7 protein-coding genes are annotated in these 12733 nt (G+C 65.5%); 6 read left to right on the top strand and 1 reads right to left on the bottom strand.

What is annotated here, in order from left to right; genetic code table 11:
* Window positions 1-71 precede the first annotated feature (71 nt).
* Complete coding sequence (locus tag FA90_RS24065; RefSeq protein ID WP_036173374.1) at window positions 72-2999, bottom strand: TonB-dependent receptor; 2928 nt, start codon at window positions 2997-2999, stop codon at window positions 72-74.
* Between the two features lie 633 nt (window positions 3000-3632).
* Between FA90_RS24065 and FA90_RS24060 the strand changes: the two genes are divergently transcribed.
* The 6 genes from FA90_RS24060 (at window position 3633) to FA90_RS24035 (ending at window position 12397) form a co-directional block, all read left to right on the top strand.
* Window positions 3633-5249 carry an NAD(P)/FAD-dependent oxidoreductase gene (locus FA90_RS24060; protein ID WP_036173371.1) on the top strand — a complete coding sequence of 539 codons (1617 nt, stop codon included), beginning with the start codon at window positions 3633-3635 and terminating at the stop codon, window positions 5247-5249.
* 3 nt (window positions 5250-5252) lie between these two features.
* The gene (locus FA90_RS24055) at window positions 5253-6131 is read left to right on the top strand and encodes a DMT family transporter (RefSeq protein WP_051972053.1); all 879 of its coding nucleotides are present in this window, start codon (window positions 5253-5255) and stop codon (window positions 6129-6131) included.
* A gap of 95 nt (window positions 6132-6226) precedes the next feature.
* Window positions 6227-6673, top strand: a complete 447-nt coding sequence (locus FA90_RS24050; protein WP_036173368.1) for a MarR family winged helix-turn-helix transcriptional regulator — start codon at window positions 6227-6229, stop codon at window positions 6671-6673.
* A gap of 10 nt (window positions 6674-6683) precedes the next feature.
* Window positions 6684-8192 carry an MDR family MFS transporter gene (locus tag FA90_RS24045; protein WP_239700942.1) on the top strand — a complete coding sequence of 503 codons (1509 nt, stop codon included), beginning with the start codon at window positions 6684-6686 and terminating at the stop codon, window positions 8190-8192.
* A 296-nt stretch (window positions 8193-8488) separates the two neighbouring features.
* Window positions 8489-11239 carry a TonB-dependent receptor gene (locus FA90_RS24040; RefSeq protein ID WP_081934017.1) on the top strand — a complete coding sequence of 917 codons (2751 nt, stop codon included), beginning with the start codon at window positions 8489-8491 and terminating at the stop codon, window positions 11237-11239.
* Window positions 11240-11377: 138 nt separating this feature from the next.
* Complete coding sequence (locus tag FA90_RS24035) at window positions 11378-12397, top strand: acetamidase/formamidase family protein (protein WP_036173364.1); 1020 nt, start codon at window positions 11378-11380, stop codon at window positions 12395-12397.
* The last annotated feature ends 336 nt before the right edge of the window (window positions 12398-12733 follow it).

Genomic DNA, 12733 nt, shown 5'->3' with positions numbered 1-12733 from the left:
TCATCGGCGAGGAAAAGAAAAAGCCCCGGGGCCAACTGCGCCCCGGGGCTTTTTGCCGGTACTGCCGGAGATCAGAACGTGTAAGCCAGGCCGAGACTGAAGAAACGGCCGACGGCGCCCGCCTGGTGCAGCGACGCGTTGTAGGCGGTCTGCACGGTCGAGTTGCCGTAGGTGTTCGGATCCAGCGGCGGTTGGCGGTCGAACAGGTTCAGGATCACGCCGCGCACCGTCAGGTTCTCGCTCAGTTTGTACTGCACGTTCAGGTTGGTTGCGGTGAACGATGCGATCTGGCAGTAAGCGTTCGGCTGGGTCGGGCCCGTGAAGTAGGCACGGCCGGTGATCGCGGCGGCGGCCGTGGCGCAGTTGTTGGCGCCGGCCGACGGGTCGAGCGCCGAGAAGCTGCTGGTGTAGTTCACGTTCACGGTCACGTCCAGGGGGCCGCGCGCCCAGTCGAGGCTGAACTGTGCGCGGTCCTTCGGCGAACCGGTCGCACCCGACACCACCGACGGACCTTGGGTGCCGGCCAGCTGGTAAGTGACGCCGGCGATGGTCTGCTCGTAGCCGAAGGTATGGGCTTCGCTCAGGTCGGCGCGCAGCGTGCCCAGATCGCTCGGCAGGCGCCAGCGGTAGTTCACGTTGGTTTCGATGCCGGTGGTTTTGGTGGTACCGGCATTGATGTAGCGCGATTCCGCGAACAGGATCGGACCCACGGCCGGGGTGGCGACGACCGAACCGCCATTGCCGTTCGAGACGTCGATCGGGGTAGCCGGGCCGCGCACGAAGGTCGGCGCATAATTCGGGTCGTTGCCGGCTGCGGTCACGATCTGGTTGCTGACGTCGATCTTGTAGTAGTCGACGGTCGCGTTCAGGCCCTTGACCGGCTCGAGCACGACACCCAGGGTGTAGGACTTGGATTTTTCCGGCTGCAGGTCGGGATTCGGACGCTGCACGTAGGTTGGCGTGAGTGCGCAGGCGCCGGTGATCGGGACGCCGGCCGGCTTGGTGCTGCCGGCCGGGCACAGGACCGGATCGTCGATGCCGTTCGAGCTGAAGAACGAGCCCGAGTTGCCGCTCTCGGCCGGGTTCGGCGCGCGGAAACCGCGCGCGAACGTGCCGCGCAGGGCGAACTGCTGCACCGGGGCCCACTTGAAGCTGGCGGCAGGCGTGAACTCGTTGCCGTAGGTGTCGTAGTGGTCGTAGCGGCCAGAGACGTGCAGCTCGAGGTTCTTGATCGGGGTCGCCTGCAGTTCGCCGAAGGCGGCGGTATTGGTTTCCGAACCCATCACGAAGGCGGTGGTGCTGCCGACCGTGCCGTTCTGGGTCAGCGCCGCTGGCGGCGCGTTCCAGTCGCGCTTGTGCCAGTGCACGCCGGCCGCCAGGGCCAGCGGGCCGGCGCCGAGGTTGTCCATCAGGGTGCGCGAGCCGACCGCGTCGAAGTAGTTCAGCTTCGATTCGAGTCCGTTCGAGAACCCGGGCGCGACCTGGCTCAGCAGGTCGGGGCCGTTGCCGCCCACTACATTCCATTGGCCGCTGCGGATCAGGCTGTACAACGCGGCGCGGTTGACGTAGCCGCTGTAGTCGATGTTGGCCTTCGACTTGGTCAGGCCGCCCGCGACGCTGACGTCCCAGCCGTAGGCGCTGCCGTGCAGGTCGAGCGCCAGGCGGCTGGTGTCGGCGGTGTTGTGCTGCTGCGACGTGGCCGGCACGCCGGGAATGTAGCCGTACAGTCGGGCGTTGTTCGGGAAAGGATTGGTCAGGCCGGCGCCGACTTGCGCGCCTGGCGTGCCGGCAGGCGTGAACAGCGTGCTCGGCACTGCGCCGATGCCTGGCAGAACCTGACCGTTGTTGATGATGTTGTAACCGGCAAACGTAGTGGTCGAGTAGGTCGGGCCCAGGCCGCGGTTGCTGGTGCTCTGGCGGCGGAACAGCGAGCCCTTGAACGCCAGTTCCCAGTCGTTGGTCAGCTTCTTGGTCATGCCGATCAACAGGTTGGTGTTTTCGACTTCCGGCTGGATGTTGCCGACGTTGTCGTACACCGCGCAGCCGCCCGCCCGGTATTTGGTGAAGTTGCAGTTCGAATCGAGGAACTGGTAATTGGCCGGATTGTCGACGGCGCCGTAGGCTCTGCCGGTGACCGGATTGGTGCCCGGCAGGGCCGGGCCCGACGGGTTGTACAGGAAAGGCGAGCTGGTCGCGGTCAGGTAGCCCAGGCGCGACGTCGGCACGCCGAAAGTCAGGTCGTTGCCGCCGCGCGAACGCCAGTCGAGCTGGTCCCACTGGAACTGGGTGCGGTCGGCCACCTTGATCGAGCCCTGGCGGCGCCATTCGGCGGTGATGAAGGCGTTGTAGCCGTCGGTGTCGATGTCGCCGATGCCGGTGCTGATCGAGGCGCGCTTGGTCTTGCCGCCGCCGTGCTGGGTGTTGCCGCCTTCGGCCGCGACGCGGGTGCCGGTGAAGTTCTTCTTCAGCTTGATGTTGACCACGCCCGCCACCGCATCCGAACCGTACAGCGACGACGCGCCGGACTTCAGGATCTCGATGCTGTCGATGGCGTCGAACGGGATGTTGGAGACGTCGACGAAGGAACGCTGCGAGTCGTCGCCGATCGCGTACGGCGACATGCGGTGCCCGTCGATCAGCACCAGGGTCGAGCCGACGGTCAGGCCGCGCAGCGAGACGCCGGCCGCGCCGTTGGCGAATGCGCCCGAGAAGCCCTGCCCCAGGGTACCGGCGCCGTTGGCGGCGATGTCGTTGAGCAGTTCGGCGACCGAAGTCTTGCCGCTGCGCTGGATCTCCTGTGCGGTCAGCACCTGGACCGGGGTCGGGGTTTCGGTGTCGGTGCGGCTGATCAGCGAACCGGTCACCGTCACCCGCTGCACGCTCGGGGTGGCGCCGGCGGCCTCGGTGGTCTGGGCCATCGCCGGCACACTCGCCGCCAGGGCGCCGCTGGCGATCGCGCATGCGATTGCAAACGGCATCGACTTCAATTTCAACGTCATGAACACTTCTCCTTGTGGGATCTTCATTCGATATGGCCAATGCGTCGTCGGTGCAACGACAGCCGGGCGCTAGCCAGACTGCCGCTCACAGGTTCCGATGGCGCTTTGGCCACATCCATCTGCCGCTATGGCTTTGTATGCCTGTCCGTTCAGAACAAAGCTCTCAACTAACATCCGATCTACGTCAAACGTTACTGATCTATTCATAAAACCATAGCCGCGAAGAAAGCGTCAATACTAGAAAATTGTCGCGGGACACCACATTCTTTCGCTTTTGCTGCACCAGCAAAGTGCATTTTCATGAAGCTTGACGACGATGCGCTGCCCCTCGACGCATACCGAATGGCGGATAATTCAAAAACTTCGCGGAATATCGATGTATGTACACTCATCTTTGTATTTATTTGTAATAACCTTATGCTTTAGCAAAAATATTCCTCTTGCTAATTTGGTGCGTCGGGTACGCTGGTGGAGCACCGCACCAAATGCATCAAGCTGCGCGAAACGGCTGTGTTGTCGCATTCCTGCAACGACTGATATATAGCCGTGCTCCACCACCCCTTCTCGCCCCCGGCAAGCCGATGCCTTATACTTGACGTTTGTCCCGATCCGCCGCTGCCGCGAGATCCCACCATGCTCCGAATCAAAGAACTCAAACTCCCCCTGAACCACCCCGAGCCCGCGCTGCGCGAGGCCATCCTCGAGCGCCTCGGCATCACTGCTGCCGACCTGGTCGACTTCAGCGTCGTCAAGCGCAGCTACGACGCGCGCAAGAAAAGCGCGATCGTGCTGATCTATGCGCTCGACGTGCAGGTGCGCGACGAAGCCGCGGTCATCAAACGCCTGGCCGCCGACCCGCAGATCGGCGCGGCGCCCGACACCGGCTACAAGTTCGTCACCAGCGCGCAGCCGGCGCCCGGCATGCCGCGCCCGGTGGTGGTCGGCATGGGGCCGTGCGGCTTGTTCGTCGGCCTGATCCTGGCGCAGATGGGCTTCAAGCCGCTGATCCTGGAGCGCGGCAAGGTGGTGCGCGAGCGGACCGTCGACACCTTCGGCTTCTGGCGCAAGCGCAAGCTGAACACCGAATCGAACGTGCAGTTCGGCGAAGGCGGCGCCGGCACCTTCTCGGACGGCAAGCTATATAGCCAGATCAAGGACCCGAAGCACTACGGCCGCAAGGTCCTGACCGAGTTCGTCAAGTCCGGCGCGCCGGAAGAGATCCTGTACGTCAGCAAGCCGCACATCGGCACGTTCCGGCTGGTCAAGATGGTCGAGCAGATGCGCGCCGAGATCCTGTCGCTGGGCGGCGAGATCCGTTTCGAAACGCGGGTGGAGGACGTGCTGGTCGAAGGCGAAGGCAACGCGCGCCAGGTGATCGGCGTCAAACTGGCGTCGGGCGAAGAGATCCCGACGCGCCACCTGGTGATGGCGGTGGGCCACAGCGCGCGCGACACCTTCGAGATGCTGTACAACCGCGGCGTGTACGTCGAAGCCAAGCCGTTCTCGATCGGTTTCCGCGTCGAGCACCCGCAATCGCTGATCGACACCTGCCGCTTCGGACCGAATGCCGGCAACAAGATCCTCGGCGCGGCCGACTACAAGATCGTCCACCACGCCTCGAACGGGCGCAGCGTGTACAGCTTCTGCATGTGCCCGGGCGGCACCGTGGTGGCGGCGTCGTCGGAAGAAGGCCGCGTGGTCACCAACGGCATGAGCCAGTATTCGCGTAACGAGCGCAACGCCAACAGTGCGATCGTGGTCGGCATCACGCCCGACGATTATCCGGGCCATCCGCTGGCCGGCATCGCCTTCCAGCGCGAGCTGGAGTCGCGCGCGTTCGTGCTCGGCGGCGGCAACTACGATGCGCCGGGCCAGCTGATGGGCGACTTCGTCAAGGGCCGCGCCTCGACCGAATTCGGCTCGGTGATCCCGTCGTTCAAGCCGGCCGTGCACCTGACCGACCTGGCGCCGTCGCTGCCCGACTATGCCATCCTGGCGCTGCGCGAAGCCTTCGTCGCTTTCGACAAGCAGATCAAGGGCTACTATAAAGAAGACGCGGTGCTGACCGGCGTCGAGACCCGCACCTCCTCGCCGATCCGCATCAAGCGCCACGACGACAGCCTGGAAAGCCTGAACACGCACGGCCTGTACCCTGCAGGCGAAGGCGCGGGCTACGCCGGGGGCATCATGTCGGCGGCGGTGGACGGCATCCGCGTGGCCGAGGCGGTCGCGCTGTCGATGACGTCGTAAGCGATGTCCGCTCCCCTGCCGGCCCGGCCAGCCGCCCTCGACCGCCACGCCGCCCTGGCGCCGGCGCTGGTGATGGCCGGCATGGTGGTGCAGAACCTGGGCGCGGCCTGGGCCAAGCACCTGTTCCCGCTGGTGGGCGCGGAAGGCGTGACGGCGCTGCGCGTCGGCATGTCGAGCCTGCTGTTGCTGCTGGCCGTACGTCCCTGGCGCCAGCGCCTGGCGGCGCGCGATTGCGCCAACCTGGCGATCTATGGCGGCATGCTCGGCTGCATGAACCTGCTGATCTACCGCGCCTTCAACCTGATCCCGATCGGCGTCGCGGTGGCGATCGAAGTCACCGGGCCGCTGGTGCTGGTGCTGCTGCATTCGCGCCGTGCGGCGGATTTCGCCTGGGTCGGGTGCGCGGCGGCGGGGCTGGCGCTGCTGCTGCCGTGGTGGCCGGCTCAGTTTCCCCATCAGGCGCTGGCGCCGGTGGGCGTGGCCTACGCGATCGGCGCCGCGTTTTGCTGGGCCATGTACATCGTGTTCGGCAAGCGCGTCTCCCTGCTCCCCGGCGGCCAGGCGGTGGCCTGGGGCATGCTGGCGGCCGCCCTGCTGACGGTGCCGATCGGGGTCGCCCACGCGGGGGTCAAGCTGCTGGCGCCCCAGGTGCTGCTGGGCGGCCTGCTGGTGGCGCTGCTATCCAGCACGCTTCCCTACACGCTCGAAATGATCGCGTTGCGGCGCCTGCCCCGGCGCGTGTTCGGCGTGCTGGTCAGCTCGGCGCCGGCGGTAGGCGCCCTGGCCGGCTGGGCCGTGCTGGGCGAACGCCTGCTTCCCATCCAGTGGCTGGCCGTGCTGCTGGTGATGGCGGCCCTGGCCGGCAGCGCGGCAACCGCCTGAACGCTTTCCCCGCGCGCGCGTGACGCCTGCGCGCGGGTTGACGCCAAAGCCGCATCGACATAAAGTAGTTAGGTAGCCTACCTAACTGACTCGATATGCCTTCTCAAAACCTCGAACGCAGCCAGCAGGTGTCGGAACAGCTGCGCAGCGCCTTCAAGCTCCTGATCCGTGAGATGCGCCGCGACAGCGAGCCGAGCGCGACCGGCCTGCCGCTGATGCAGACCATGCTGCTGGTCAGCGTCGCCGAGCATCCCGGCATCGGCGTGGCCGAGCTCGCGCGCATGCAGCAGGTGCGCACGCCCACCATGAGCGCCCAGGTCAAGGCCCTGGTCGACGCCGGCCTGGTGGCGCGCGGCGCACCCGACCCGATTGACCGCCGCAGGAGCAGTCTGGCGCTGACCGCAGCCGGCAACCAGCGCCTGCGCGAACTGCACGCGCGCCGCATGGACTGGCTGGCCCAGCGCATCGCCCGTCTCACACCCGCGCAGATCGACGCGCTGGAGGCCGCCATCGAACCCCTGACCCTCATCGCCAGAGCCTGACCGCCCAACCATGACACCGACCTCCCCTATCCGGGACGCCAACGCCCCGGTCACCGACGCCGAGATCCGCGCCGTCTATCTTGCCCTGATGGCCGTACTCGGCCTGGGCGCGCTCGACCAGAGCATCGTCGCCACCGCGCTGCCGCGCATCGTCGCCGACCTGGGCGGCCTGGCTCACCTGTCCTGGGTCGTGACCGCCTACGTGCTGGCCTCGACCGCCACCATGCCGCTGTACGGCAAGCTGGCCGACCAGTACGGCCGCCGCCCGATGATCTTCACCGCCTTGATCACCTTCCTGGTCGGCTCGGTGCTGTGCGGCCTGGCGCGCGACATGACCGAACTGATCGTCTTTCGCGCGATCCAGGGCCTGGGCTCGGGCGGCTTCATGCCGCTGGCGCAGATCATCATCGGCGACCTGGTGCCGCCCAAGGAGCGCGCGCGCCGCCAGGGTTCGATCGCGATCGTGTTCGCCGTCACCAGCGTGCTCGGCCCGGTGCTCGGCGGCCTGATGACCGACCTGCTGTCCTGGCACTGGATCTTCTACATCAACCTGCCGGTCGGCGCGCTGGCGCTGTACGCGATCGCGCACTCGCTGCGCAAACCCGCCGCCACGCACGCCCACAGCATCGACTACCTCGGCTCGGTGCTGCTGACGGTGTCGATCACCGCGCTGCTGCTGATCCTGGCGCTGGGCGGCACCGAGTGGCCTTGGGACGCGCCGCAGATCCAGGTCTGCGCCCTGCTGGCGCTGGTGCTGGGCGGCTGGCTGCTGGTGCACCTGCGCCGCACGCCCGAGCCGGTGCTGCCGCCGGACCTGTTCCAGAACCGCGTGTTCAACGTCGCCAGCATCGTGATGGCGCTGACCTTCATGGGCCTGATGGGTGCGAGCGTGTTCTTCCCGCTGTTCTTCCAGTTGGTGATGGGCAGCAGCCCGGCGCGCTCGGGCATGATGACGGTGGCGATGATGGTCGGGATGATCGCCTCGTCGACGCTGAACGGCCGCGTGCTGTCGCGCTCGGGCAAGGTCAAGGCGGTGCAGGTGGCCGGCCTGTCGGTGGCGGTGGCCGCGTTTGCGCTGCTGGCCTGGGGCATGGCCAGCGCCGGCGGCTACCTCGTGATCGAGCCGGCCATCTTCTTCCTCGGCGCCGGCCTGGGCCTGGTGATGCCGAACATGACGATCGCGGTGCAGAACGCCCTGCCGCTGCCGCGGCGCGGCGTCGGCACCGCGATGCTGACTTTCTTCCGCTCGCTCGGCGGCCTGCTCGGCGTGACCGGCTCGGGGGCGATCCTGGCGCACCAGCTGCACCAGCACGGCATCGCTGCGGTGGCCGTCGCCGGCGGACATGGCGCGGCGGCTGCGCCGGCAGTGCAGGCGGCGGCGCGCGAGATCTACCGGCATGCGATCGCCAATATCTTCGGCGCCGGTGCGCTGATCGTGCTGGCCGGTTTGGTGGCCCTGCTGTTCCTGCCGGAGCTGCCGCTCGGTGGCGGCACGGCCGCACCAGATTCGCGCAACTGAGCCATTCAGGTGCAGGAAATGCACCGCAGATGTGCATTTCCGCGCATTTTTCTGTCGTAATTTTTACGTCAAATCTCGCGCGGCATTCCTTTTGAAAAGATGCGTATGCTCGTCTGGCACGCCGGCAAGGAAAGGGATTTCCTTTTAACTACAATGCCCAATGTAAATACTGTCGCATTTGTACGTCAGTGCGCGTAAATGTTTTTGTTCCTGCAGGGTCTGTAAGTGTATCTTATTAGGCTGGAAATATTACAACAATCCTATTTCCGCTAGTTCAACCTAAAGTTAGGAAGAAGATGCTTACAGAAAAAATCATCGCGAGGTCCCTGCGCCTCGTGTTCTCGGGTACGGCGATCGCCGCCGGTCTGGGCTTATCCGCCCACGCCATGGCGCAGACCCAAGAGGTGCAGCAAGCACCGGTCGCGCGTGTCGAGATCACCGGTTCCGCGATCAAGCGCATCGATGGCGAGACCGCAGTGCCGGTCACCGTCATCCGCGCTGAAGACCTGAAGCGTGAAGGTATCACCACCATCGAACAGGTGATGGCGAACCTGAGCGTGTCGCAAGCCCAGACCGGCACCAGCCAGTCGGTTGGCGCATCCACCGGTGGCGCTTCGTTCGCCAACCTGCGTGGTATCGGCGCCAACAAGACCCTGGTGCTGCTGAACGGCCGTCGCCTGGCGAACAACGCCTACGACAGCTCCGCGCCTGACCTCAACATGATTCCGTTCGCCGCGCTCGAGCGCGTCGAAGTGCTGCGCGACGGCGCATCCGCGCTGTATGGCTCGGACGCCGTTGGCGGCGTGATCAACTTCATCACCAAGAAAGACTTCCAGGGCGGGGTCATCACCCTCGGCACCGACTCGCCGCAGCACGCCGGCGGCCGCAGCTATAACGGCAACGTGGCCTACGGCTGGGGCGACCTGGATACCCAGGGCTGGAACGTTTCGGCGGTGATCGACCACCAGGAACAGAACCACATCGCCGGTAACGAGCGTCCGTACAACACCCGTTACTCGGGCGGTCTGTCGGCCTCGACCTACCCGGCAAACTTCAGCCAGGGAGCGGGCACGCTGAACCCGAAGGGCGTCGCCGGCAACCCGGCTGCGCCGAGCTGCGCCAGCGGTGTCGACTTGATCTCGAACGGCGCCGGCGGTTGCACGATGACCACCTCGTCCTTCGTCGACTACGTTCCGCGCAACATCCGCGATTCCGGCCTGTTCCGCGGCACCCTGAAACTGCCGGGCGGTCATGAACTGGGCCTCGAGTACCTGACCAGCCAGAGCGTAGTGGCGACCCAGATCGCCCCGGTCCCGTACGGCAGCCTGTACATGAACAAGACCAGCCCGTTCTATCCGACCGGTGCCGGCCTGGACCCGAACTATCAGTCGCCGACCTACAATCCGCCGGGCACGCAGCCGGGCTGGATCCAGGTGCGCTGGCGCGACCTGCCGAACGGCGCGCGCCAGGACAAGAACACCAACAACCAGCAGCGTCTGGTGTTGTCCCTGGAAGGCAACATCGCTGGCTGGGACTACAACACTGCCGCGACCTGGAACGAAAACCGCGTCAAGGAAGTCCTGATCGGCTACAGCAATGGCGATATCATCAGCCAAGGCGTGCTCAACGGCGTCATCAACCCGTTCGGCGACCAGACCGCCGCCGGTACCGCGCTGCTAAATTCGGCCGGCCTGTCGGGCGAAGTACAACACGCCCGCGGCCAATCGACCGGCCTGGACTTCCATGCAAGCCGCGAACTGGGTGACTGGCTGAACGCCGGCCGCGGTGTCGGCCTGGCATTGGGCGCCCAAGCGGGTTACGACAAGTTCACCAGCGCTGCCAACACCGATTTCGCCACGAAGGTGCAGGCTTCGACCGGTATCGACCCGACCTCGTTCAATTCAGGTACCCGCCACACCTACGCTGTCTACGGTGAGATCAACGTGCCGATCATCAAGTCGCTGGACGTGACCCTGTCGGGCCGCTACGACAAATTCAGCGATTTCGGCAACACGACCAACCCAAAGGTCTCGTTCCGCTTCCAGCCGGTCGACGCCGTGCTGTTCCGCGGTTCGTACTCGACCGGTTTCCGTGCGCCGTCGCTGTATGAGATCAACGCATCGCAGACCTACACCAACACCGGCGGCACCTACAGCGACCCGGTCAACTGCCCGGACGGCAAGACCCCGCTGAACGGCCACGCTTATTCGTCGGTCTGCAAACAGCAGTTCCAGGTTCTGGGCGGCGGTAACACCGCTCTGCAGCCAGAGAAGTCGAAGAACGTCACCCTCGGCGTCATGATCGAGCCGGTCAAGGACCTGAGCGTCGGTGTCGACTTGTGGGCGATCTTCCTGCGTAACACCATCAGCAGCCTGAGCCAGGAAGACATCTTCGATGCGACCCAATACGGCCGCTTCTCGTCGGTATACCATCGCAACCCGGCCGGCGAACTGGCAGTTGACGGCTCGCAGTGCCCGAACCCGGCAACTTGCGGCTACATCGATGACCGTACCCAGAACCTGGGTGGCACGATCACCAACGGTGTCGACCTGTCGCTGAACTACCGCTACCGCACTGGCCGCTTCGGTAACTTCACCCTGGCCTCGAACGCAACGTACATCCACAAGTACGAGTACCAGAACGAACCGGGTGGCGACTGGCTGCAGAACGTCAATGTGTTCTCGGGCTCGGGTCCGATCTTCCGTTGGCAGAACACGACCAACCTGGTCTGGAACAAGGATCAGCTGTCGGCAGGCCTGACCGCGCGTTACAAGACCGGTTACCTGGACCAGGGCGCAGGCAGCGCCAGCACCCTGGCCAGCGACTTCCAGCCGCTGGGCTTCCGCGTCGCTTCGTACACCACGTTCGACAGCTACGTGTCGTGGAACCAGAAGAAGGGCCTCGGCCTGACCTTCGGCGTGCGTAACCTGTTCGACCGCGATCCGCCGCTGTCGTACCAGAGCCAGACCTTCCAGGCCGGCTACGATGCGCGCTACACCGATCCGATCGGCCGTACCTACTACGTTCGCGGCACCTACACCTTCTAAGGTCTAGAGCAGCAACGACAAGCTGACGGTTCGCCGTCATCGACGCCCGGCTCCGTGCCGGGCGTTTTTCATTGCACGCCCGGCACGGTCTACGTAGACTGATACGTTCCGGCAATTACACTTCATAGGACATCCTGCATGCGCCGCACCGCCCTCGCCTCCTTGTTTGCTTCCTTTGTTGTCACGTCGCTCGCGGCTGCCGCCGAGTTCAACCTGCCCGCCACGCCCCAGACCGTGGCCTGGGGCTATTACTCCGGCCAGGCCAAGCCGGTCCTGAGCGTGCACTCGGGCGACACCGTGCGCATGCAGACCCTGTCGACCTGCGGCTCGCGCGAGCGCATGCAGGCCAACGGCGTCAAGCCCGAAGACATCCCGGCCTACACCGACGACATCTACAAGAACGTCACCGACAAGGGTCCGGGCGGACACATCCTGACCGGCCCGGTCGCGATTCTCGAGGCCGAACCCGGCGACGTGCTCGAGGTGCAGATCCTGAAGGTCGACATCGACGTGCCGTTCGCCTGCAACGTGTTCGGCGTCGGCTCCGGCTTTTTGCCGATGGAATACCCGTACAGCCGCTACAAGGTCGTGCCGCTCGACCGCCAGAAGATGGTGGCGCACTTCGCGCCCGGCATCGAGATCCCCCTGAAACCCTTCTTCGGCAGCATGGGCGTGGCCCCGGCCGGCGGCAAGATCGACAGCGCACCGCCGTTCGTCCACGCCGGCAACATGGACAACAAGGAGCTGGTGGCCGGCACCACGCTGACCATCCCGGTCGCGGCCAAGGGCGCGCTGTTCGAGGCCGGCGACGGCCATGCGGCGCAGGGCAACGGCGAAGTCGACATCACCGCGCTGGAAACCTATTTGTCCGGCACCTTCCGCTTCGTGGTGCACAAGAACCGCCACCTGACCTGGCCGCGCGCCGAAACGCCGACTCACTACATCTCGATGGGTTTTTCGAAAGACCTGAAGGAAGCGACCACGATGGCGCTGCGCGACATGATCGCCTTCCTGGTCGAGGAAAAGCACCTGAGCCGCGACGACGCCTACATGCTGGCCTCTACTGCGGTCGACATGGAGATCACCCAGCTGGTCGACGGCAACGTCGGCGTGCATGCGATGTGCCCGAAGAAGATCTTCACGGCGGCGCAGCGCTGATCGCGGTGTGACAATCCGAGGATAAGTGGAAGGGTACGGGACGGTAAGATGGCGCAAGCCCACTTTCCGTTCCCGCCATGCCACCGATCCGCCTTACCGCCACCCTGCCCTGCGCCGCGCTGCTCGCGCTGCTCGCACTGGGCGCGCCGCTTGCCCACGCCGCGGTCGAATGCAGCGGCGCCTGTCACGACCTGGTCGACAAGGCCCGCGCGCTCGAAGGCCAGGGCAAGTACCAGGACGCGCTCGATACCTACAAGGCCGCCGAGCAGGCCAGGCCGGTGCGCGACATGCAGCTCGACAGCCCGTCCTGGAAGCCTGGGAGGCCGCGCACCCGGG

Source organism: Massilia sp. 9096, from assembly GCF_000745265.1.
Lineage (GTDB): Bacteria > Pseudomonadota > Gammaproteobacteria > Burkholderiales > Burkholderiaceae_D > Telluria.
Note: the sequence above shows the minus strand (reverse complement) of the source record. Positions and strands in the feature narration are given on the sequence as shown.